The following is a 23839-nucleotide window of genomic DNA, read 5'->3' on the forward strand; positions in this document are numbered from 1 at the left end:
ACAGTCACACTTTTGTTATTATCATTTGTGTAACATATAGCTTATTATTACGTTACATACGTTGCGATGTTATTTTTTGGCCGAGGTAAAGCTTGTCTCTTTTATGCTACCGGTTAACTCCTTTGTTTTTGCTGAGTATCAGTCTCCCTGTAGCCGCCCAGGTTGGCGCGGTTAACTACGGTTTTATCTACGGCTTGTCGCATCCTTTTCAGGGCATGGACCATATTCTCGCAGCACTCAGTGTTGGAATGCTTTGCACCATGTTGGAGCGCGGCCTAGTGTGTATGATCCCTTTGGCGTTTTTGTTTTTTATGTGTCTTGGCAGTATTGCGGGCATATTGGCGGTGCCAATGCCAATCGCAGATTCATTTTTGGCGTTAGGGGTCGTGGCGCTTGGCGGTATCATTGCCCTAAACCGCAGCATGCCCGTGTCGTTTGCTATGGCATTTGTCGGGATATTTGCGGTATTTCATGGCTATGAACATGGGGCGTTAATGCCAGCAGGGGCCTCACCACTGGCGTATCTGTCAGGCCTGCTGGCAGGTACTGTCTTATTGCAGTTAATGGGTGTCTTAATTGGTAAGATTCTGAGACATCTGGATAATAATAGTCGACTGCTGCGCATTACCGGCGGCGTTATTGCCGTCGCCGGTGGTTATTTAGTGCTGGCGTTGTTATGGCCTATCCCATAGGTGTCATCAATAACTTAGACTTCCAGCTGTAATGCTTTTGGAAATAACACGTTGTTTTCTAAATGTATATGGGTGAATAAGTCCTGTTCAAACTCCGCTAAAGTCGCGTAGCACACTCTCCAGGTGGTGCAGGCGTGGGCTGGCGGTTGATAATTCTGTGTCAGTTGCCGTAGTTTTTGTAAGATCTGCCCGGCTTCCTCATGCTCGTATTCCATCGCATGTATCGGATTATCGATTGTACCAAAGCAGCTATTGATGCGGTCACCATTACTCAGTGCTCGAATGGCCGGGAACAACACCTGTTCCTCTTTTTGCAGATGCGGTAGTAGATCTGCAACCAGTGCTTTAATCCAGCCAGCGACAGGTTTGATTTCTTCATACTTGTCACCATGGGCACGCACCATTTTATCGGCATATTCCAGCAGCAGTGGCGCTTTCTGTCTTACATATTCATGATGCTTACGTTCAATATGGTCGATTAAATCAGCCAATGGTAGTTGTATCAGTTGGTCTTGTTTATCGCCACTGCGTTGTAGTTGCTGCAGTGCTTGTATAACGATGGTAGGCTCCGCATTAGCCCGCTGACAAGCGGCTGCTAACGTTCTTCCTCCCCCACAACAAAAGTCAATACCGAACTGGCTGAAGATATGGGCGTTACGGAAATCTTCAGCAACTAAATCCCCTACACGGCGGTCGAGCTCAATTTCTTTGGACATAGCAAACTCCTGCTGGAAATATAAGCTGTATTATAAATGCGTCTTTTATATTTGCATTATAAAGTTGAGTAATTTGCTAGGTTAAGCACATTTTTAATGGTTGCTAGACGACATGGTAGTGGCTATTAATATATTTAACTTATTGAAAAACACCATAATTAACCATCCTCTGTTGCAGGTGCAAGATGATTGAGATATTCCGGGAGTCTGTACCGTCATAAGCTGTAGCGCATTGAACAATACCTCGAAATACGGTTACTTATTCAGCTTGTACTTATAGTTAAAATGGTATACGTTATTTTTTATTCGATAAATATGAGTGCAATCAACTCAGCAACATTAGTGATATCTCCGTAGTACCTTCGTCAGTTTTGGGTAAATAGTCGGCAGACTTACCGATTGGGGCATCGGTTGTGGGGACTCAGATGAAGTGGTGGGGATCATCGGAAACGTTAAGCCGTATGGCAGCGCGTGAGTTGCAAGTGTTTACCGTACAAAAACTACTTATAACAACAGTCCAGTAAGACTGGGCATTTTTATTCTCTTGCCATATGGCAAAGTAAAAGCCTTAGGATAACCAACATGACTCCGCTACATCCTTCCCGTTTACCCACTGTTCCACAGATATTATTACTGGCGCTGATGATCATCGGTGTCATCTTTATGTTCGTGCACATACTTGGCCTAGCAATCCAATTGGCGTTGCTGGTGAGCTGGTTTCTGGTGATGGGGCTAGGAAAAATTCTCAAGCTCGATTACCACACTATGCAACAGGGATTGACCCATGGCATTAGTCAGGGGATGGACGCCATTCTGGTGTTGATTGCGGTGGGGGCGCTGATCGGTAGCTGGATGGCGGGGGGCGTGGTACCCAATATTATTTATCTCGGCTTATCAGTGATGAGTCCGCACATATTTTTACTGGCAGCCTTTTTTGTCTGCATGGTGACCTCACTGGCAACGGGCACTTCCTTTGGTACCGCTGGCACTGCGGGCATCGCCATGATGGGCATTGGGGCGGGCTTTGATCTGCCAGCGCCCTTGGTGGCAGGCGCGGTGATCTCTGGAGCTTATGTCGGCGATAAACTGTCACCGCTATCGGACACTACTGTGATGACGGCGTCGCTGTGCAAGGTCAACATTATCGACCATATCAAGTCCATGCTGTATGTCAGCGTCCCGGCTATTACTATTGCGGGATTGTTGTTCCTGGTCGTAGGGCTGAGTTACGGTCAAAGTGGTAATGTTAGCCGTGCGCAGGATGTGATGCATGCGCTGTCGCAGCACTATGTGATTGCTTGGTATATGTTGCTACCAGCTGCAGCAGTGATTGCATTGTTGTTACTGCGCTTGCCTTCCGTTCCGGTGATCAGTTTCGGTGCTTTACTCGGCGTAATCTGGGCCTGTGTGTTTGAACAGATGTCACCAATAGCAGCATTTGCGACCTTGTATCAAGGAAATCACGTACAGTCGGATTTGAATTTTTTGAATATTCTGCTCAATCGTGGTGGCATCGCATCAATGTTAGAAGTGATTCTGCTCGTCATGCTGGCGCTAGGTCTGGGTGGCTTGATGGAAGTTACCGGGGTGTTGACTACTATCTCTAACGGATTGCAGCGTTGGGCGCACTCATTAGGTCGTTTGGGGCTATCTACTTTGTTTGCGGGTTTTTTGGGGAATTTCCTCGGTGGGGCGGCTTATGTTTCCTTGATTACCGCCAGCACGATTACTGGGAAAAATTATGACGAGCTTGGTGTTGATCGGCGCGTTTTGTCACGTAACACCGAGGCTGGAGGTACCATTACCACGCCGATGATCCCCTGGACTGACGGTGGCGTGTTTATGGCTACAACCTTGGGAGTATCAACTGCCGCTTATCTGCCGTTTCTTTGGTATCACATGTTAGTGCTGCTGATTTCAGCCCTGTACTGTTACACCGGTTGGTTTTGTTTTCAGCGTCAGGGCGTAATGAAAACATCGGCTCCATCATCAGCGGAAAGCTCGGCATCTTCCTCTATTCTGGAAGCGGATTAGCCGTTATTTCTCGATGATCTGATAATGCCTGCAGCAAGATGTTTGCAGGCATTTTTTTATGGTATTTAGCGTCCTCACACTCGGCAGCTTTGTGAGGACAAATTGTCGGGCGTACAGTGGGTCACAATCAAAGTAGGCATTCAGCAACTTAAATAGTATAATGTTTGCCTAAATCAGTATTTCCCCACCACTTTTACCGGTCATCTTTGTTCAGCAGAATAAGGTTGTTCAGTTGAATGGAATTCCGGGCTTTGGAGTTAATTTATGTCGATTGTGGTCAAGACCCTGTCAGAACAGGCATACGAGATTATCAGAGATCGTATCCTGGCCAATGACATGCTTCCTTCAAAACCGCTCAGGCAGGATGCCTTATCTAAGGGGTTAGGCGTTAGCAAAATCCCATTGCGTGAAGCCTTAACTCGTCTGGAACATGATGGCTTACTCATCTCCCATCCAAACCGTGGTTTCTTAGTGCGGCCGCTGACGGTGGCTGAAGCGGAGGATGTGTTCCGTTTGCGTATCTTGATAGAACCTGATGCCGCAGCTGAAGCCTGTAAAGAAGCGGATGATGAGCTTCGCGCCATGGTGGAATCTACTTTCCGTAAGTTTGAGGGGATGAGTGGTGGTGCGTCAGCTGGGGTCTCGGTAAATCGCGATTTTCATCTGGCACTCACGGCGTCACCACAGCGTGGGGTTACCCAAGATATTCTGGAAAAACTGCACCTATTGTCAGAACGCTATGTGCGCAAACACCTGGAACCACCTCATCGGGAAGTGAATGCGCTCAGTGAGCATCAACAGATTTTCGATGCCTGGATGGCGCGTGATGCCAAGACTGTGAAAAAACTGATTAAAGAACATACCAAAGGTGTGCTGGACGATCTGCGACAACAGCTGCAGGCATAATTTTCATCGAGGCCCGGGTCATATCCTGGGCTTTTTTATAATATCAACTCGCCGTTCCCTTTCTTTAACTGTAGTGCCCCAATCGTCTGCGAAACAAACTGATACAGAGTTCTAGTTGCCTGACGCAACCGCTCGACCACTAATATCGGCTAGCAGCAACAAAAAATTAACAGCAGGTGATTGTTAGTTCTGTATTTGTTATATAGTATACAAATTATTCCAAAATATCTGATGTTGGTTGTTGCTATGAGTGCTGATGGAACAGTTGCGGTAATCGGTGGTGGTATTGTCGGACGTTGTTGCGCATTGATGTTACAAAAGCAGGGAATTGCTACCTGCATCTTAGAGCGGGAAGATGCCTTGACTGCGCCATCATGGAATAATGCCGGCCATATCGCCGTAGAACAGGTCACACCATTGGCGTCGTTAGCAGCCATGGCGACGGCTCCGAAACGGCTGTTTATGGTGGGGGGCGCGCTGGATTTTGCACTGACTGCTCCCGGCGTAATGAGCTGGGTTTGGCGTTATCTGCAAGCCTCCATGCCAAGTCGTTTCCGTCATGGGAAACAAGCGCTCAAAACACTTGTTAATGGTGCTGAAACGGCCTGGCAACAGTTGTTGCAGCAGTTGGATGCGGCTGACCTTTACCGAGATCAAGGGCACTGGTTGCTATGGGAGTCAGACAGTTCCGTCCGCAAAGGTATGGCTAACTGGCAACATACGGATACTGGCAGTGTTTCTTTTGTTGAGCTGCCTAAAGCACTGTTGGCAACATTGCCAGCACTCAAAGTGCCCCTCTGTGGTGGCATCAGTTTTACCGGTTCTGGTCAAATCCATGATATGCCCGCATTGGCTGCATTGCTGAAACAACAGTTTTTAGCAGCGGGGGGCGAATGGCTAAATGCCGACGTGGCATCACTGGCGCTGCAAAGTGGTCGTGCCGAAGTGGTGCTGGCGAATGGCGAACACTGTCAATTTGACCAAGTGTTAGTGTGTGCCGGGGCCGCGTCTGGCAAGTTGCTGAACGCCATTCACCCCCATGTGCCATTGATTGCCGAACGTGGCTATCACCTCGAAGTGAAGTGTGATGACAGCACTTGGCCTGAACATCTACCGCCGCTGGTCTTTGAAGACCGTTCAATGATAGTGACCCGCTTTGCCAACACCTTACGGGCATGTAGTTTTGTCGAATTTAACGCCTTAGATGCCAAAGCCGATCCGCGCAAATGGCAACAACTACGACGCCATTGTGATGAGCTGGGTCTGCCATTTTCCGGTAACGTGAGTGAGTGGATGGGCGCGCGGCCAACCTTACCGGACTATCTACCTGCGATTGGTAAGAGTGACCGGGCCAACAATCTGTACTATGCCTTTGGCCATCAACACCTGGGGCTGACTCTCGCAGCCAAGACGGCAATGCTGGTGGCGGAGATGGTACAAAATCAACGTACTCCTTCAGCATTACAAGCATTTTCTCTTACTAGATTTCAAAGATAAGTTTTAAAAATTAATGTGTTATGACTATAACTTAAGAGCGAAGAAGTTAATGCTTGCCGTAATTTAGTATACGATATAACATATACATCAAGTTGATGTCAGAAACAGGATTACAGACAGATGAGTACAAGTACGATGAAATGGTCCGGGGTATTTCCGGCAGCCACCACCCAGTTTGATGAACAGTTAGCGGTGGACTTGGCTGCCACTCAGCAAGGTTTTGCTAAATTGCTGGAAGATGGTGTCGATGGACTGGTGGTGATTGGTACCTGTGGTGAAAATAACTCGCTGGAACCAGAAGAGAAGCGGCAGATTATTGCAGCGGCGGCTGAGGTCAAAGGCAGTCATCCGATTATTGCCGGAGTAAGTGAACTGACTACCGAGCGTGCCATCAAGTTTGTCCAGAACGCCGAAGCACTTGGCGCCGATGCATTGATGCTACTTCCCGCCATGGTGTACGTACCCACAGAAGATGAGCTGATTGCCCATTTTAAAGCGGTAGCGGCAGCCACCTCACTCCCCATCATGCTGTATAACAATCCCACGGCTTATCGCGTTAACGTCAGTTTAGAATCATTGGCAAAGTTGGTGGACGTAAAAAATATTGTCGCCATCAAAGAAAGCTCAGCCGACACGCGTCGTTACACCGATCTGTATAACGCTTACGGTGACCGGTTCCATATCCTAGCGGGGCTGGATGATGTCGCCCTGGAAGGCTTGACCTTGGGGGCTTGTGCTTGGATATCAGGGCTAACCTCGGCTTTTCCACAGGAATCGGTGGAACTGGTGCGCGCATTTAAAGCGGGCGATATGGCGCGGGCGCTGGAAATCTATCGCTGGTTTATGCCATTGCTGCATTTGGACGCTGGGCACGATCTGGTACAGTCCATCAAGTTAGCGGAACAGATTATGGGCCGAGGTACTGAACGAGTGCGTATGCCGCGCTTGCCGTTGAGTGGCGCGCGCCGTGATGAAGTGACAGCGATGGTTGAGAAAGCCGCTGCCACCAGACCTACTCAGGCTTAACAGTACGAGAGGCCGCCATGAGACATACATTTTTCTGCATTGATGGGCACACCGCGGGCAACCCGGTGCGGTTAGTGGTTGGGGGACATCCGCAGCTTGCTGGCAACAGTCTAAGTGATATGCGGGTGTGTTTTATGGAGCAGTTTGACTGGATCCGCAAAGGGCTGATGTTTGAACCGCGTGGGCATGACATGATGTCTGGTGGTTTTATCTATCCGCCCAAAGATCCGCGAGCAGATTTTGGCGTGGTATTTATTGAAACCAGCGGCTGTCTGCCCATGTGTGGCCATGGCTCGATTGGCATTATCACCTTTGGGCTGGAACATGGTCTGATCCAGCCAAAAACACCGGGTAAACTGGTGATGGAAGCACCCGCGGGGTTAATAGAAGTCAGCTACCAGCAACAAGGGCAAAAGGTTGAATGGGTCAAGTTGACCAACGTGCCTTCCTATTTAGCGGCAGAAGATATTCATATCAATATTCCCGGTTGTGGGCCGTTAACGGTCGATGTGTCCTATGGCGGTAACTATTATGCGATTGTGGAGCCTCAGGCCGGTTACGCCGGATTGGACAGCCTCAGTGCCGCCGATATTTTGCGCCTCAGCCCGTTGGTGCGCGCCGCAGTACGCGAACAGTTTCAGCCGGTACATCCGCTGAACCCAGCCATTAAGGGTGTGAGTCATGTGTTGTGGGCGGATAAGCCAGCCTCGGCCGATGCTCACGGGCGTAATGCGGTGTTTTATGGCGATAAAGCTATCGATCGTAGCCCTTGTGGTACTGGTACTTCTGCGCGCATGGCACACCTAGTGGCAAAAGGCCGACTCGCGGTAGGCGACACCTTTGTTCATGAAAGTTATATCAAAAGCCGTTTTATCGGCAGGGTCGAAGCCGCCACTGAGCTGGCGGGCCATCCTGCTATCATTCCGTCCATTCAGGGCACAGCTTACACCACAGGTTTCAATCAGATCTGGATTGATGATGACGAACCTTTTGCGGAGGGTTTTCAGGTTGTTTGACAACCGGTGACAGGAGAAAACACTAGATGCAGATTATTCATCTGAGCCATCACATCGGTGGCACCGACGTCAGCGGCACCGCCGTATTGCAGCAGCAGAATCCTGCCAAGGCTGACGATTTACAAATTACAATTCCGGCGGCAGATGCCAATGTTGTCGAGCAAGCCGTGACTGCGGCCAAAGCGGCATTTGCGGTATTTCGCGATCAAGGCATTGAAAAGCGTGCAGATGCCTTAGCAAAAGTGCAGCAGTTGATTGTGCAGCATAGCGATGAGTTATCGCAGTTGATCGCCCGTGAAACCGGTAAGACGTTTGCTGACTCCAAAGGTGAAGTGGGCCGCGCTGCCCGTATTTTCGGCTTTTTTGCCGGTGAAGCGCTGCGCATTGTCGGCGAGCGACTGGAATCCACCCGCAACGGTGCCATGGTGGAAGTGGAATATGCGCCTGTCGGCGTTATCGGGCAGATCACTCCTTGGAATTTTCCCATTGCCATCCCCGCTTGGAAGATTGCCCCAGCCTTGGCATTTGGTAATACCGTGGTGTGGAAACCCTCTGAAATCTCTTCGGCCACTGCGGCGCGCTTGATGGCACTCATTCACGAAGCTGGCGTGCTGCCTGGTGCCGTTAACATGGTCCTTGGCGGTGGCGAAACCGGCGCGGCTATCTGCGCTAATGCAGGCATCGATGCACTGAGTTTCACTGGCTCTCAAGCTACCGGCAAGAAAGTGCGGTTGGCGGCCATGGAACGTGCAATCCCGGTACAAACCGAAATGGGCGGCGTTAATGCACTGTTGGTGCTGGCGGATGCCGATGTGGATGCCGCCGTGGAAAATGCCTTAAATGGCGCGTTTTTCGCTGCAGGTGAACGTTGTACGGCCACCTCCCGTATTGTGGTAGAACAGGCGATTGCCGATGAATTTGTCAGTAAGCTGGTGGCGCGGATCAAGCAACTTAAACTCGGTGACCCGCTGGATGCCGCAACCCAAATTGGCCCCTTGGCTTCCCCTAATCAAAAAGCACTGATCAGCGGCCAGACTGCCAAGATGGAACAATATCCTGGCGCGCAACTTGTCTGTGGTGGCACTGCGGTGGAGATGCCCGCATGTTTCTTTGCCCCGACCCTGTTTGATCATGCCAAAGCCGATGATCCGATCGCGTTGGAAGAAATTTTCGGCCCAGTTGCTGCGGTGTTCCGGGTCAAGGATTATGCAGAAGGGCTGGCAATGGTGAATAACAGCCGTTTTGGCTTGTCGGCGGGTTTATGCACTAACTCGTTGAAATATGCTGAGCATTTCAAACGTTACGCTAAATCCGGGATGATAATGATCAACTTGCCTACCGCTGGGATTGATTACCATGTGCCATTTGGCGGCGTGGGCGCTTCCAGTTATGGTGCCCGTGAGCAGGGCCGTGCGGCGAAAGCCTTCTATACGGTGGCAAAAACCACTTATCTGAAAGCTTAGGTGTCACTAAGGCTGCACAGTTACTCTGTCCTGTGTAGCCTTTCTTTATCTGGGAGGAAGCGCTTATGTGGCGACAGGCAAGGGAAAAATTGGCACAGACATACTGGCTAGCGCTGGGGTTATTGTTACTCAGTGCCTGCCAGCAAAACCAAATCACCACTCATCATGACTGGGAAGACCCGGCCGTCTTCGACATCAATAAACTACCGGATCGTGCTTATTTTATCTCTTATCCCTCAGCGCAGCTGGCGCTAGCGCAGCAGCCAGAACGTTCCAGCCAGTACTATTCCCTCAATGGTCAATGGCATTTCCATTTTGCTAAACGACCAGCTGACCGCCCAGAAGCTTTTTATAAAAACGATTTTGATGTTTCAAACTGGCCATTAATTACCGTGCCATCAAACTGGCAGATGCAGGGCTATGATTATCCGATCTACACCTCTGCTGGCTATCCGTTTCCGATGAATAAGCCGTACATTGATCCCTCATACAACCCGGTGGGCTCTTATCGGCGGGATTTTACGGTGCCATCTGACTGGCTACAGCAACGTTTGGTGTTGCATTTTGGCGCGGTAAAATCGGCTTTTTATGTGTGGATCAATGGTAAAAAGCTAGGCTACAGCCAGGACAGCAAACTGCCAGCGGAATTTGATATCACAGAATATGTTAAGCCTGGCAACAATAGTTTGGCGGTAGAAGTTTATCGCTGGAGCGATGGCAGTTATCTGGAAGACCAGGATTTCTGGCGTATGAGCGGCATTCAGCGGGATGTGTTTATCCAGGTATCACCCAAAGTGCAGTTGTGGGATTTCAGCGCCAAAGCTGTACTGCAAAATGCTTATCAAGATGGTCAATTAACCTTGGCGTTGCAGTTGCTGAACAGCAGCAAGCAAGCCGCACAACTCAGCGTTGATACTGCGGTGTATGACGGTGATAAGCCCTTGTGGCAGCAGCGAAGTTCGCTTGAGGTGGCCGCCGGTAAAACTGCGCCGCTGACGTTGCAACATCGTTTTCCAAAGATCCAGCCGTGGTCGGCGGAAGTGCCGAAACTCTATCGATTACTGCTCACAGTGAAACAGCCGGGCGCGGAAGATCAGGTGATCTATCAGCCTATCGGTTTTCGCAGTGTCGAGTTGCAACATGGGCAACTGCTGGTAAACGGTCAGCCGATTATCATCAAAGGGGTTAATCGGCATGAGCATGATCCTGTGACGGGTCAGACAATCTCTCAGGCCAGTATGCTCAACGATATCCGTTTGATGAAACTTAATAATATCAATACGGTACGTACCTCACATTACCCCAATGATCCCTACTGGTATCAACTGTGCGATCAATACGGTTTATACGTGATTGATGAAGCCAATATGGAGTCTCACGGTTATGGCTTCGATGAACACGGTATCGGTAACGATCCGCAGTTCAAAGCCGCCATTTTGGATCGGATGCACGGCATGATTGCCCGTGATAAAAATCATCCGTCGATTATTTCTTGGTCATTGGGTAATGAAACCGGCCCGGGGCCGAATCTGTCAGCATCTTACCAGTTGGCAAAAGCTATGGATGACAGCCGTGTGGTGCAATTTGAAAGCCGTACTACTTGGTTCAAAGAGAAAATGACCGATGTGATTGGCTGGATGTATGCCAATCGTGAGGAAATTACCAGCAAGTATTTGGGGAAATATCCAGAGCAGCCGTTTATCTGGGTGGAGTATGCCCATGCGATGGGTAACAGTAGTGGCAACCTTAAGGAGTTATGGGACTTTGTGTATGCCCATCCGCAAGTGCAGGGCGGCAGCATCTGGGATTGGGTCGATCAAGGTTTACTGAAACATAGCGCGGATGGTCGCAGCTACTTCGCCTACGGTGGCGATTTTGAGCCGGCAGGCACTACGAATGACGGTAACTTTTGTGCTAATGGCTTGGTGGCAGCAGATCGCACGCCGCATCCAGCATTGCACGAAGTGAAAAAGATCTACCAGCCGTTGGCAGTAACGCGCTTGAGTAACAGCCAGTACCGCATAACTAACCGTAATTTCTTTAAAAACCTGAATGACCTTAGCGGAGAGTGGCAGTTGCTGGCGGATGGTATCGTGGTCAGCCACGGGACGTTAGCTGCATTGGCAATCGCACCACAACAGAGTGGTGATATCCGTATTGCTGAACTGCAACATTTTCCCTTGGCGAAGGATAAGGAATACGCACTCAATTTCCGTTTTGTCACCCGTGAAGCGGTGGGGTTGCTGCCTGCCGGGCATGAGGTTGCCAGTGAGCAGCTCCTGCTGCAGCCACAGGCAGCTAACACACTTAAACTGACAGCGGCTAAAGATCTACAGGTTGCAGAAGACAGCGATAACGTCACTGTTCGTGCCGGACGCAGTCAGCTACGGTTTGATAAGCACAGTGCTCGTCTAGTGAGCTATCGCGTCGCTGGGGTGGAATTGGTAAAACAAGGGCTGTTCCCCAATTTCTGGCGAGCGCTGACCGATAACGATTATGGCAATAAATTCGCTAACGAGACGGCGGAATTTTACAAACAGGCTGACACTGCGGCGCAGGTAACTGCAGTGCGACTGCGTCAGCAAGCAGGATTTGCACAAGTGCAGTTCACCTTACATTTCCCAACACTGCACAGCGATGGCAGCATTGTTTACCGCATCGGCCGAGATGGTGCGGTAGCGGTGGATTATCAGGCCAATCTGGCAAAGGACTTACCGGAAATGCCGCGATTTGGACTGAAAATGCAGTTACCGGAGGGTTTCGATAGTGTCGCCTGGTATGGCCGTGGTCCTTGGGAAAACTATCAGGATCGTAAAGAGAGCACTTATCTCGGCATCTACCATGCGGATGTCAGTGAACTCTATACGCCATATATCCGTCCACAGGAAAATGGTAACCGCAGTGATACCCGCTGGTTGGAGATCCGTAATCAGCAGGGCATTGGGCTGCGCATCAGTGGTGCTCCGCAGTTTGATTTTACCGCGCATCACAACACCATTGCCGATTTTGATTACCCGAAAGATGGTCCAAACCGTCACACCACAGACATAGTCCCCAGACCCATGACGGAACTGTGTCTGGATCTACGGCAACGGGGCGTTGGGGGTGATACCAGCTGGGGCGCATTGCCTTATGACGCTTACCGTCTGTTGCCAGCCAAACAGCAGCATTATCGGTTGCAGTTGCTGTTACAGCCACTGACAACAAGGTAATTTTTCTGGTTAATCGCGGGCTGTTAATCGCTGCCCGCCACACAGTGTCCTGCGCAATCACAGCGCTTAGCATACTGATACATTCAAACTCAGGTCGCTGTCGGAGAGCGACAGCACTAGGGTGAATGGTAGTCAGTACTACGGCTGTCTATGTGCCGCAGTTTTTATGAATAATGCTATTGAAAACAGTATGTAAGTCTTACACTAAGGCGGTGTTTTGTCCTCTTGGTAAAAACGGTTATGCCCTTCACTGCGCAAACTCTGCGGAGCCTCCGAGCTTGGCAATGCCTGCTGGCGTTGTTATTGATGTTGATTTGTTGTGCAGGGAGGTCTGCTGATGTGACACCCACGGTGTTTCGTTATCAGGCTGCAGAAGGCAACTTGGATGGACGTAAAGCTTTCGTCAAGGAGGCATTGCAGCTGGCATTGGAAAAAACGCAGGATGAATATGGCCCGTTTGTTATGCAGGAGGCCGGAAACTATCTGAATAAAGCCAGGTTGCTGCGCGAATTACAGCAGGGTCACTTTGACAATATGTTTGTTCGGGCGTCGGTAACCGATGAGATGCTTACAGACTTTGCGGTGGTAGCTTTTCCGCTGGCTCGTGGTATGGACGGCTATCGGGTGGCATTCATCCGGGCTGAAGGAACTGAGCTGCAGCGTTTTTGTCAGCTCGATAAAGCAGCACTGCAACAGCTGAGTATTGTCCAGGGGATCGGCTGGCTGGATAGCAAGATACTGCTGGCCAATGGCTTCAAAGTGCAACAGGTCAACCAGTACGAGAATATGTTTAATATGTTGCGAGCAAGCCGTGCCGACCTGTTTTTCCGCGCAGTGAATGAGATTGATATCGAGCGACAAAACGCCGTTCACGATTACGGCATGTTACAGGTGGAACCTTGTCTGGCGCTGTATTACCCATTGCCACGTTTTTTCGTTACCGATAAAAATAACGCACAAAATGCACAACGTGTTTATCTTGGGCTGGTGCGGGCTTATGAAGATGGCAGTTTTATCCGTTTATGGAACCGTTATTTCAAACCGTCCATTAATCGATTACAGCAGCGGCGGATTATTCGGTTAGACAATCCCTTTATTAAAACATTGGACAAACATTACCTGCGTTACAATATCAACCTGGAACCCTCGCTGCTTAATCCGCTTAATAAATAACAAAGCCCCGCTATTGCGAGGCTTCGACTGTACTGCAATGAGATTATTCTGCAGTTTTGGCAGCTTGAGGCTGAGCTTCAGTTGCTGGGGCTTTTTTCTCTGCTTTCTTAGCCTGTTTTTTCACAACTTTCTTTTCGGCTTTCTTGTGATGCTGTTTTTTCACCTGTTTAACTTGAGGATTAGTGCTGTGTTGGGTTGCAACCTGTGGTGCAGTTTCAGTGCTAGTAGTAGGTTCAGCAGCCATAACAGCGGCGGTATTCAGGGCAAAAACAGCGGCAATGGCCAGTGGCAGCATTTTTTTCATAATTCAGACCTCGGATAGACTCGGGAGCCCGGTGCTCCTTTGCTAGTTATATTAGGCAGCTGGATGCTGCGGGTCTGTGCTGCTCTGGTAACCGTTTGTATCCAAATGTACAGGCAACTTTAAGCAAAAAAGCGCCCCTTGGTTGCTGGGTTGTAAGCTGATTTCTCCGCCATGTAACTGGGCAATACTGCGGACAATTGCCAAGCCTAAGCCAATGCCGCCGGTGCGTCGGTCGCGGCTTTCATCAAGCCTGACAAAAGGCTCAAAGATGCGCTGGGCTTCTTTTGTCGCGACTCCGGGGCCATCATCCTGCACTGACAGGCAAATCCATTGGGGGTTGTCCTGTGTCAGCCGGATCTGCACCTCACTGTGACCATGACGCACTGCATTGCCCACTAGATTATCCATCGCCCGCGCTAACAAGCGCACATCACCGCGCCAATATATTGGTGCCATAGGGCAACTGAGCGTCACTTGGTGTGCTGCGCCTTGTGCCTGCCAGTCGGCCAGGCGTTCTCTGGCCCATTGTCCCAACTCCACCTCACTCAGTTGTAATGGTAGTTCCGGTTGATTGAGCCGACTGTAGGTCAACATCTCTTCGATCAGAAACTCCAAGGCCTCGATGTCATGTTCCAATGCCGCACTGTCGGCCTGACTTGGTGCTGGTTCTAGTAACGCCAGGCGGTAACGCAAACGTACCAAGGGCGTACGCAGCTCATGGGCAATGGCATCGGTAAGCTGTTTACGGCCACTGATAAGTTCCTGTAACCGTTGTGCCATCTGGTCAAAAGTGTGACCTAAGGTTGCCAGACTACTGCTATTGTCCAGTGCGGCTCTGGCGTTGAGTTCGCCGTTACCTAAGCGCTTGGCGGCGGCTTCTAACTGCTGCATATCGCGCCAATGTGGTCGCATCCACAACAGAATTGGGATTGCCAGCGATAGCCCCAGCAACACAATAAAACCCAATACCAGCCAGTGCTGTTCGTGCCGGAACGACAAATAAGGCACTGGGCCGATAATCAGCACCATATTACTGTTGGGGATGCGCTGGCGAAACGTGGCGTCGTCCTCAACTATCACGATATTGCCAGCTTGTAGAAAAGCGATATCTTCTCGGGCCAGCGGTTGGGTATCCAGTGGTGCCGTGTGTAATGCCAGATGCAGCCGTTGGCTGAAATCATCGATTTTGGCAGGCCACTGCGGCTGTGGCACGGTAGCTAATTCCTGCGTAAGGCGGTCCAGAAAATCCTGTACCAAGCCTTCCAGATAGCGGTTGCCGGTGCGCTCTTCGGTAAATTGGTAGATGCCTCCCATCAGCAATGCCGCCACCAGAAAACATCCAAATACCAGCAGGTAGAATTGGGTAAATAGATGACGCATCGTTTATGACCACTCATCCGCAACTAACAGATAGCCCTTGTTACGAATAGTTTTGATCCGAGTGGGCAGTTCAGCGTTATCTCCCAGTTTCTGTCTGAGCCTGGATATCGCCACATCCATGCTGCGATCTATCCCATCATATTCGCGACCCTTGAGTTGTTTGAACAGCGTTTCACGACTGAGGATCTGGCCGCTATGACTCGCTAGTTGCCACAGTAGTTCAAAATCACTGGTGGACAGTGCTACCGCTTGTCCCTGTAACCTGACATCGCGGCTGTTATAGTCGATGATTAATGTCCCTAACTGCAGGCGGCCAGACATTTTTGGCGGTTGCTGCGGGGTGATACTGGCAAGCTGCCGCAATTGTACCCGCAACCGCGCAACTAACACGTTAGGCGGTGTGGTCTTCAGAATGTAATCATTCGCGCCGAGTTCCAGTGCCAGCACTTGATTCATATCGCTGTCGAGTGACGTCAACATCACAATCGGTCCGTGAAAACTCTGGCGCAGTTTGCGGCACAGCGACAGACCATCCATACCCGGTAACATGATATCCAGCAGAATGAGCTCGGGCTTTTCTTCCTGTACCCGCTGTAATGCAAGGTCGCCACGATTTTCCACCACTACCTGCATATCATGTTTTGCCAGCCAGTCGCTAATCAACTGACCAATTTCTGGTTCGTCTTCTACGAGTAAAATACGGTGCATATACTCTCCTGCTAAGTAGCATCAGCATAACGCAGCGGTTGGGGAAGAAAATGGGGCACTGTAAATATTTCCAGTCACGCCATGCTGGATAAACGTTGCTGCTTTAATTAACTCTGTCGATTAAAAGGGATTTGTAGTAGATTTTGTCGGCGATTATCAGGGGGCACGGTTGCTTTCCTCGTAAGTTTTTCGGGCATAGCCAAGGAGTTTTCATGAAATTAGCGTTGATATTGTGTGCATTTGCGTTTGCTATTAGCGGTTGCCAATCTACCTCACCGCAAACCAATGCCGCGGCCACTCAGTATGTTGACTTAACCCAGGCATCATCCCAAGAGATGGCGAGCTATTGGGTGCTTAAGCATCGTAAGGAACCACGATATCCGGTTGAAATGGCGAAAAATTTCGAAGCAGGATGCGTAAAACTGCTGCTGGCAATTAACGCCGATGGAAAAGTTGATTACGTCAAACTCTTGCAATCTTATCCACAAGACGTATTTGATTTTGCTTCAGCCGAAGCTGTAGGTAAGTGGCGTTGGACGGCTGCCAGTAGCAATCCGCAACACCAGCCAGTGTTGACTATCGTTGACTTATCATTCAAGACCAGCGGTTCGCGCAATCTTAAGCAATGGCAGCAACATTGTGGTACTGCCAGTTAACGGATGCCAGGGCAGTCAATGACTGCCTATTCTAGCCGTTTGTTGCCAGTTTAGTTTCTTCTCTTTCTGTCCTACAGATAGTGCGTTGTAAATTTAAGCAATTCCTGAACTGCAATTCATACCGATAATTTGCATTTCATTCCGGCCTGGAGGCAACTCATTTTATCTTTGGCCGCGGCTATTGTGGTGGTATAGCAGAAGGCGTTTATTGACCTCATCAACAGCGAACTTCAGCGGATAAACCCGCTTGCGAGGAGTATGTTATGAGCGTCAATCAAACGATTACCCTGGAAAACTATTCCGGTCAGCAACAACGCGTCATGTCGGTCAGTCGCATCAGAGTGCTGACTCTCATCGGTACTATCATTGCCCAGTTTGCCTTGGGTTCGGTATATACCTGGAGTCTGTTTAATGCAGGATTGGCCGAAAAGCTTAACGTCCCGGTGGACAACGTGGCTTTTTCCTTCGGTATTCTCAGTTTGTCGCTGGCACTGGCATCATCTATTTCCGGCAAGATGCAGGAACGTTTTGGGGTGACAAAAGTCACTATTGCTGCGGGCTTAATGATGGGGGCCGGGTTGCTGCTTACGGCCCATGCCAGCAGTGTTGCCATGCTGTATCTTTGCGCGGGTTTGCTGTTGGGATTTGCTGACGGTACTGGATACTTACTGACGCTCTCAAACTGCGTGCGCTGGTTTCCAGAGCGCAAAGGTGCTATTTCAGCCTTGTCCATCGGTGCTTACGGTTTAGGGAGCCTCGGCTTCAAGTACATCAATTTAGCGTTGTTGGAACATGTGGGACTGAATAACACCTTCCTGTATTGGGGGGCGATAGCTACCGTCATGGTGGTTATCGGTGGTCTGTTGATGAGCGATGCACCAAAACAGGCCGCGGGCGGTCAGCGACAAACCAATGATTTCACCTTAGCAGAAGCGATGATGCGGCCACAGTTCTGGATGCTGGCATTGATTTTCTTGACGGTATGTATGAGTGGTTTATATGTGATTGGCGTAGCCAAAGATATTGGTGAACAGTATGCCGGGCTGAGTTTCTCTATTGCTGCCAACGCTGTGGCAGTGATTGCCATGGCGAACCTTGGCGGGCGCTTGGTATTGGGGGTGCTATCCGACAAGATGCCGCGTATGCGGGTAATATCACTGGCGCTGTTATCAAGTCTGCTGGGGATGACGATTCTGTTATTTGGTCACATGACAATAATGAACTTTTACTTGGCCCTTGGGTGTATCGCTTTTAGTTTCGGCGGCACCATCACTGTGTACCCGTCGCTGGTCAGTGATTTTTTCGGGTTGAATAATCTCACCAAGAATTACGGCGCAATTTATCTGGGCTTTGGTATCGGCAGTTTGTGTGGCTCGATGGTGGCGGCGTTGTTAGGCGGTTTTAGCGCCACTTTCAGCGTGATTTTTGGATTATTGGCGTTGTCGTTGTTGCTGTCATTGCTAGTTAAGGCGCCTAACCGCGTACCATCGTTAGTGTAACTGCGGTAGTTTAATTGTTTGAAAGGCACCATCCTTGGCCCCATGTTATATGGGGCATTTTTTTACCTAAAGCCCCATCAGTTCGCGAAACTCGCGGATGTGGCTGCGACTGACTGGCAACTGATGTTCACTCCCCTGGAGTTTCACCAGATAGGTGCTGTTATACCAGGGGGTGATTTCCTGCACTTTTGTCAGATTGATGCCGAATGAGCGGTGGCAGCGGAAAAATTGCTCCGGCGGTAACTTCTCAAAGAATTCGCTGATGGTCATTGGCACCACAAAGTCGTCGTTGGCAGTGAACACTTTGGTCAACTTCTCGGCCGCTTCCACATATAAGATGCTACTGACGTCTGCGACACAGATACGCTCGCCTTTATACAGGTTTACCGTACTGCTGCGTGATGGCGAGGCGGTCATCAACGACGGAGGGGCTGTTGCCGCTTCAGCACTGGCCTCCAGTTTTTGTAGTACGCCCTGGATGCGGTTTTCGTTAAAAGGTTTAAGAATATAATCAAAGGCTTCTATCTCGAATGCTTCGGCGGCGAAATCCTTATGAGCGGTGGTAAATATGATGAAGGGCTTCTTGGCAAACTGGTGAATATTCCGTGCTAGTAACATGCCGTCAATTGAGGGCACATTGATATCTAGGAAGGCAACATCCACTTGCTGTTGTTGCAGATATTTAAAGGCATCCAATCCGTCTTCAAAGGTCGCTACCACCTCTAGCTGACTATGTTTTCGGATGATGTACTGCAGTTCTTCCATCGCTAGCGGTTCGTCTTCCACAATAATCGCTTTCATATTGGTTTCATTTTCGTTGAGTAATGCTAAAAGACACTTCGGTGCCGGGCTCGCAGCGGCGAATCGTCAATCCGTGACCGTACAGCAGTTTCACCCGTTCATGCACATTCATCAGTCCGATATGGTCACTCGGTACTTTTCCATGATACAGGCCCTCAATAATCGCTTCATCAATACCTTTGCCGGTATCGCGCACGGTGACCAGCAACTGATCTGTATGCTGCTTTACCGCAATGGTGACTTCGCCATTACCGCGTACGGGCTGAATGCCGTGCAAAATGGCGTTTTCTACCAAAGGTTGCAGTAACAGTCCCGGGACTTTCTGGTGCACGTCGTCCACATCAAAAGTAACGGTTAGTTTCTTGCCAAAACGGGCTTTTTCGATGGCAACATAATCGCGTACCTGCTCCAGCTCTTCCTGAATATCGATCAGTTCCTCATTGCGCTTGAGGTTATAGCGCAGAAAATCTGCCAAATTGGAGATCAGTTGCCTCGCTTCTTCTGGGCGCAGGCGGATCAATGAGGAGATGGCGTTGAGGCTGTTAAACAGAAAGTGGGGATTAATCTTGTTTTGTAGCGCTGAAAACTCTGCCTTTGCCGCCATCTGTTTCAGTTGATCACTGCGGGCGGCTTCAATTTGTGTGGAAATCACATGTGACAAGCCAATTGCCATCTCTTTCAGTGAGTCAGTGATGCGGCCTTCGTGACAATAGTAGATTTTCAGCGTGCCGGTCACTTGGTTGTTTTCGGTTAACGGCACAATCATCAGCGAGTGAAAATCGGCATAATCAATGCCGTTGTTAATAATCACTTTGCCTGAATCCAGCGCCTTGCGGGTAACACTGCTCATGCCGTGGTAATGTTGCCAATAATTGGCCTCGGCATGGCCCACATAGGCCAGTACATCGTCAGTATTGGTCATGGCCACCGCGTCAGCACTGATGTGTTCGCGGATAATGCTGCAAACCTGACGCAGGCCGCTGCGGTTATTCTCACGAAAATAGGGTAGGGTGCGATTAGCAATATCCAGCGCGAGTTTGGCATGCTGCCCGGCAATACGCTCTTTCTCATCATCCAGATTTTGCACTAACTGTACGATTAGCCCGATACAAATAGTGCCGCAGATCATCGGGAAAGCAATCACGCTGACAATATTCCAGCCTACTTGCGGTTGTGGTGCCAGTGTCACAATCAGCAACATGGTTAAGCCTTCACACAACATGCCGCCGATAATGCCCCACAGCCAGAGTTGTTCACGTTTACAGCGGAAATACATCCAAGTGGACAACAAGCCCGCTGTGATGCTGCTGATCAGGCAGGGAATCGAGGTCGGGCCGTCAATATCAATCAGATAACGGTGAATACCAGAGATAATTCCGGCCGGGATCCCCACTGCCGGCCCAAACAGCAAGCCACCCGACATGATCGCAATAATGCGCACGTTAACTAGCGAGCCTTCTACATGGATGCCAGTGTAGGTACTGAACACTGCAAAACAGACAAACAATAGGGAGACCAATATCAGTTCCCAAGGATGGCGATCTTTCTTCTGAAAAATCTGCTGAAAACGCTGACTTCTGGTGAGCAAAAACAGCGCCATCAGCATCAGCGCTGCCCGTTCCAGTACGGCCAGTAGCATCATCAACTGCTCGGAATACACCTTTCCTCCCATGCGCCGATACAGGCAATATCTGGCGGTAATGAGGGACTAGATTAGCATGTGCCGACATACAAAAATATGGCAATAACCCGCTATTCCGCTTCAGTTGCGGGCGGCGTTGCTGTAATGGCAGAAGAAGTGACTGATATCAGTATTTTTAAGGGTAATAACTGCTGAAATGCCTTGGACAGCTTGCTACCATAACAACTCCGGCCGCTAAGGATACTGACCACTGATGGATGCATTATTTCTGCACTTTGCCACCGCATTTATGGCGTTTTTCGCCATCATGAATCCGATTGCCAATACCCCGGTGTTTCTCGGACTTACCGAAGGCATGAGCTCACAGCATCGGGTGGCTATCGCCCGGCGGGCGGTAATCCAAGCGTTTATCATCGTGCTGGCGTTTGCGGTGGCGGGTAAAATGATTTTCGGACTGTTTGGCCTGAATATGGATGCCTTTAGAATTACTGGGGGATGTTTGGTATTCCTTATAGGTATCAACATGTTACAGGGTAAGCATTCGCGTATGCATCACCCCCATAGTTTGGATGATTCACTTGCCAGTGACAGCAGCGATGATGATCCGGCAACCTTTCCGCTGGCAATGCCGATGTTGGCTGGCCCAGGCACTATTACTACGGCAATGAACCTGTCTGCAGACGGTGGCTTGATCAACATCAGTTTTATCATTCTCGCCTTTGCGTTGTTATGTGTGATCACTTATGTGGTATTTATTTTTGGCGAGCGTTTCATCCGTTATATCGGCCGTGCGGCTATGGGCGTAATTACCCGGCTAATGGGGTTGATTGTGGCGGTGATTGGTACCGGTATGGTGATTGAAGGCATTAAAAATGCCTTCGCGTTGGGGGGTAGTTAGTCTTTATTGCCGCGGCCGTGGAAGGTATCCATCGTGTGGTAAATTCCCAGCCACTCGCCCACCACTTTGTCAAACCAGCGTTGCGGCAGCAGCCCTTGCAATAGCGGCAGCAGATATAGCAGACGCGGCATTTTCAGGATGATCGCATCCTGTTTCACTGCGTTTACAATGCGCTTGGCAACCTTTTCTGGCTTAAGTATCGGCAATATCCGCGATTGCACGCCAGCAAACATCCCGGTGTTGATGTAATAAGGCATCACGGTGGTGACTTTCACCCCAGTACGTTGCTGCATCATTTCCAATCTGAGTGAATCCGACCAGCCCACCGCCGCCCATTTACTGGCGCAATAGACAGACATATTGGGATTAGCCACCAAAGCCGCAGCGGAAGCAATATTAACGATATGGCCTAGGCCATTGCCACGCATATTGGGGAGTAACGCCAGACATAGTTGCATCGGGGCAATGGCGTTGACGGCCATAGTACGGTCAATTTCTTCGGCCGAATGCTCGCTGAATTGCTTACCCACGATAATGCCAGCATTGTTCACCAGAATATCAACGTTAATGCCAGCGACATGCATCTGCTGCAGTGCTTCATGCATCTGTGATAGTTGACAGATATCCACCTGCCAGCCACAGATCCGTTCAAGACCAAAATGGTGTTGCAGTGAGCTGATCGCTTGTTGCAGTAAGGCGGCATTAATATCCCACAGCACCACCTTGGCTGCGCCTTCTTTAGCAAAATGTTGTGCCATAAGCAGCCCAATCCCTGAGGCACCGCCGGTGATCAGTACTGTCCGTTGTCTGAGATCGGTCATCATCTTCTCCATTCCATTTGAGCTGTGATTGATGCTATCTGATACAACAGGTTAACGCTAATAGATCGCGTCTTTGGCAAGTTGGATTGCCATACTATTTTCAGGGTTATGCAGCATGAAATTCAGCTGTAGTTAATTAATTGGAGTATGATGTGTGTCACAGAATTAAGGGACGCAACATGAAACTCGGAGGAGTTATGACTATCACACCACGCACTGTAACCTCACCTAAAAAATTCATCATCGGCAAAGGCTTGCTGGGTCAAATGCATGACTATGTTAAGGATTTTGGTGATAACGCTTTCATTATCAGCGATGAATTTATTCTGAATCGGGTCAAAGATGAAGCCGTTAGTAGCTTGACTGATGCAGGCATTGAAGCCGCTGTCGAAAAATTTAATTACGAATGTAGTGAGACAGAGATCAAGCGTCTCGGGGCTTTGGCCGAACAGCAACGCGCTAACGTGATCGTGGGCGTTGGTGGCGGTAAAACCCTCGACTCCGCTAAAGCGGTTGCTTACTACCATAAGTTACCAGTGGTACTTTACCCGACAATTGCGTCCACCGATGCGCCTTGTACCGCGCTGGCGGTTATCTACACTGAAACAGGCGAATTTGAACGTTACCTGTTCCTGCCACAGAATCCTGATGCGGTGATTGCTGATACCTCCATTCTATGTGCGGCACCAGCGCGCTTCTTCGCCGCCGGTGTGGGCGATGCGTTGGCAACTTACTTTGAGGCGCGTACCTGTTATGCCGCTGATGGCGTGAATCTGGTACTGAAAAAGCCTTCACGTACTGGCTTGGGTTTGGCAAAACTGTGCTTTGAATTACTGAGTGAAAACGTCGAAGCCGCCATGGATGCAGTCAAAAACAAAATTGTGACCCCAGCATTGGAGCAGACCATCGAAGCCACTATTTATCTGAGCGGTGTGGGTGCCGAAGCGGGTGGTTTGGCGTGCGCGCATGCGGTCAACAACGGCATGTCTGCAGTAGCTGATCTACATCGGGCGCAACACGGTGAAAAAGTGGTATTTGGGCTGTTGACCCAACTGGTGCTGGAAAATGCGCCTAAGTCTGAAATTGATGAAGTTATTCGCATCATCAAAGTTGTAGGCTTGCCGCTCACTCTGGCCGATATGGGACTGAAAACCTTTGTCGAAGCGGAGTGGCGCAATGTGGCCAAAATCGCCTGTGCGGAAGGTGACACCATGGGCAATATGACCATGGAACTGACCGAAGATGATGTCTATCAAGCGATGATTGCCGCCAACGCCATGGCCGAACGTTATAAAGCACAAGCGTAGTTTTTACGCAGTGACCGCTTAAAAAATCCCCGTTTAATACGGGGATTTTCGTTGTTATACCTAACCGACAGTTTGGTGTAGCCAGCTA

Annotated in this window: 20 protein-coding genes; 13 read left to right on the forward strand and 7 right to left on the reverse strand. The window is 49.7% G+C overall.

What is annotated here, in order from left to right; translation table 11 throughout:
- Window positions 1-122: 122 nt before the first annotated feature.
- Window positions 123-692 (forward strand): HupE/UreJ family protein, encoded by a 570-nt coding sequence (locus tag J3L11_RS14420; RefSeq protein ID WP_207571448.1) that lies wholly within the window; start codon window positions 123-125, stop codon window positions 690-692.
- Window positions 693-706: 14 nt separating this feature from the next.
- Here the strand turns inward: J3L11_RS14420 and ric are convergent, their stop codons facing one another.
- The gene (gene ric, locus J3L11_RS14425) at window positions 707-1408 is read right to left on the reverse strand and encodes an iron-sulfur cluster repair di-iron protein (protein WP_189618569.1); all 702 of its coding nucleotides are present in this window, start codon (window positions 1406-1408) and stop codon (window positions 707-709) included.
- 582 nt (window positions 1409-1990) lie between these two features.
- Between ric and nhaC the strand changes: the two genes are divergently transcribed.
- The 8 genes from nhaC to J3L11_RS14465 all read left to right on the forward strand — a co-directional run bounded on the left by nhaC (window position 1991) and on the right by J3L11_RS14465 (window position 13735).
- Window positions 1991-3442 carry a Na+/H+ antiporter NhaC gene (gene nhaC, locus J3L11_RS14430; protein WP_189618570.1) on the forward strand — a complete coding sequence of 484 codons (1452 nt, stop codon included), beginning with the start codon at window positions 1991-1993 and terminating at the stop codon, window positions 3440-3442.
- A gap of 264 nt (window positions 3443-3706) precedes the next feature.
- Entirely contained in the window at window positions 3707-4348 is a 642-nt protein-coding gene (locus J3L11_RS14435; protein ID WP_133037446.1) for a GntR family transcriptional regulator, read from the forward strand.
- Between the two features lie 246 nt (window positions 4349-4594).
- Window positions 4595-5845 carry an FAD-binding oxidoreductase gene (locus J3L11_RS14440; RefSeq protein WP_207571449.1) on the forward strand — a complete coding sequence of 417 codons (1251 nt, stop codon included), beginning with the start codon at window positions 4595-4597 and terminating at the stop codon, window positions 5843-5845.
- A 120-nt stretch (window positions 5846-5965) separates the two neighbouring features.
- Complete coding sequence (locus tag J3L11_RS14445; protein ID WP_207571450.1) at window positions 5966-6871, forward strand: dihydrodipicolinate synthase family protein; 906 nt, start codon at window positions 5966-5968, stop codon at window positions 6869-6871.
- Window positions 6872-6888: 17 nt separating this feature from the next.
- The gene (locus J3L11_RS14450; protein ID WP_207571451.1) at window positions 6889-7887 is read left to right on the forward strand and encodes a 4-hydroxyproline epimerase; all 999 of its coding nucleotides are present in this window, start codon (window positions 6889-6891) and stop codon (window positions 7885-7887) included.
- A 26-nt stretch (window positions 7888-7913) separates the two neighbouring features.
- Window positions 7914-9350: an aldehyde dehydrogenase family protein gene (locus J3L11_RS14455; protein ID WP_207571452.1), complete on the forward strand. Its 1437-nt coding sequence runs from the start codon at window positions 7914-7916 to the stop codon at window positions 9348-9350.
- A 65-nt stretch (window positions 9351-9415) separates the two neighbouring features.
- Window positions 9416-12562 carry a glycoside hydrolase family 2 TIM barrel-domain containing protein gene (locus J3L11_RS14460; protein WP_207571453.1) on the forward strand — a complete coding sequence of 1049 codons (3147 nt, stop codon included), beginning with the start codon at window positions 9416-9418 and terminating at the stop codon, window positions 12560-12562.
- Window positions 12563-12901: 339 nt separating this feature from the next.
- Window positions 12902-13735, forward strand: coding sequence for an ABC transporter substrate-binding protein (locus J3L11_RS14465; RefSeq protein ID WP_207571454.1), 834 nt, complete (start codon window positions 12902-12904; stop codon window positions 13733-13735).
- A gap of 43 nt (window positions 13736-13778) precedes the next feature.
- On the opposite strand, the gene J3L11_RS14470 is transcribed toward J3L11_RS14465, so the two are convergent.
- The 3 genes from J3L11_RS14470 to rstA are packed head-to-tail and all read right to left on the reverse strand — an operon-like array spanning window position 13779 to window position 16127.
- Window positions 13779-14039: an acid-shock protein gene (locus J3L11_RS14470; RefSeq protein ID WP_133037440.1), complete on the reverse strand. Its 261-nt coding sequence runs from the start codon at window positions 14037-14039 to the stop codon at window positions 13779-13781.
- Between the two features lie 51 nt (window positions 14040-14090).
- Window positions 14091-15419: a two-component system sensor histidine kinase RstB gene (gene rstB / locus J3L11_RS14475; protein WP_207571455.1), complete on the reverse strand. Its 1329-nt coding sequence runs from the start codon at window positions 15417-15419 to the stop codon at window positions 14091-14093.
- A gap of 3 nt (window positions 15420-15422) precedes the next feature.
- Window positions 15423-16127, reverse strand: coding sequence for a two-component system response regulator RstA (rstA, locus tag J3L11_RS14480; RefSeq protein ID WP_189618577.1), 705 nt, complete (start codon window positions 16125-16127; stop codon window positions 15423-15425).
- A 212-nt stretch (window positions 16128-16339) separates the two neighbouring features.
- Here rstA and J3L11_RS14485 point away from each other — a divergent pair, with 212 nt between their 5' ends.
- Together J3L11_RS14485 and J3L11_RS14490 are read left to right on the forward strand one after the other, a co-directional pair.
- Entirely contained in the window at window positions 16340-16783 is a 444-nt protein-coding gene (locus J3L11_RS14485) for an energy transducer TonB (RefSeq protein ID WP_207571456.1), read from the forward strand.
- A gap of 320 nt (window positions 16784-17103) precedes the next feature.
- On the forward strand, window positions 17104-18282 hold the full coding sequence (locus J3L11_RS14490) for an MFS transporter (protein WP_207571465.1): 1179 nt from the start codon (window positions 17104-17106) through the stop codon (window positions 18280-18282).
- A gap of 66 nt (window positions 18283-18348) precedes the next feature.
- Here the strand turns inward: J3L11_RS14490 and J3L11_RS14495 are convergent, their stop codons facing one another.
- On the reverse strand, window positions 18349-19083 hold the full coding sequence (locus J3L11_RS14495) for a LytTR family DNA-binding domain-containing protein (protein WP_207571457.1): 735 nt from the start codon (window positions 19081-19083) through the stop codon (window positions 18349-18351).
- A gap of 7 nt (window positions 19084-19090) precedes the next feature.
- On the reverse strand, window positions 19091-20743 hold the full coding sequence (locus tag J3L11_RS14500; protein WP_347566514.1) for a LytS/YhcK type 5TM receptor domain-containing protein: 1653 nt from the start codon (window positions 20741-20743) through the stop codon (window positions 19091-19093).
- Between the two features lie 235 nt (window positions 20744-20978).
- Between J3L11_RS14500 and J3L11_RS14505 the strand changes: the two genes are divergently transcribed.
- Window positions 20979-21623, forward strand: coding sequence for a MarC family protein (locus tag J3L11_RS14505; RefSeq protein WP_133037434.1), 645 nt, complete (start codon window positions 20979-20981; stop codon window positions 21621-21623).
- Here J3L11_RS14505 and J3L11_RS14510 read toward each other — a convergent pair.
- Window positions 21620-22447: an SDR family NAD(P)-dependent oxidoreductase gene (locus J3L11_RS14510; protein WP_207571458.1), complete on the reverse strand. Its 828-nt coding sequence runs from the start codon at window positions 22445-22447 to the stop codon at window positions 21620-21622. The two genes, J3L11_RS14505 and J3L11_RS14510, sit on opposite strands and share 4 nt — an antisense overlap.
- A 194-nt stretch (window positions 22448-22641) precedes the next feature.
- Between J3L11_RS14510 and J3L11_RS14515 the strand changes: the two genes are divergently transcribed.
- The gene (locus tag J3L11_RS14515) at window positions 22642-23751 is read left to right on the forward strand and encodes a glycerol dehydrogenase (RefSeq protein ID WP_242695263.1); all 1110 of its coding nucleotides are present in this window, start codon (window positions 22642-22644) and stop codon (window positions 23749-23751) included.
- The last annotated feature ends 88 nt before the right edge of the window (window positions 23752-23839 follow it).

Origin of the sequence: Shewanella sp. 4t3-1-2LB, from assembly GCF_017368415.1 — a bacterium.
GTDB lineage: Bacteria > Pseudomonadota > Gammaproteobacteria > Enterobacterales > Shewanellaceae > Shewanella > Shewanella fodinae.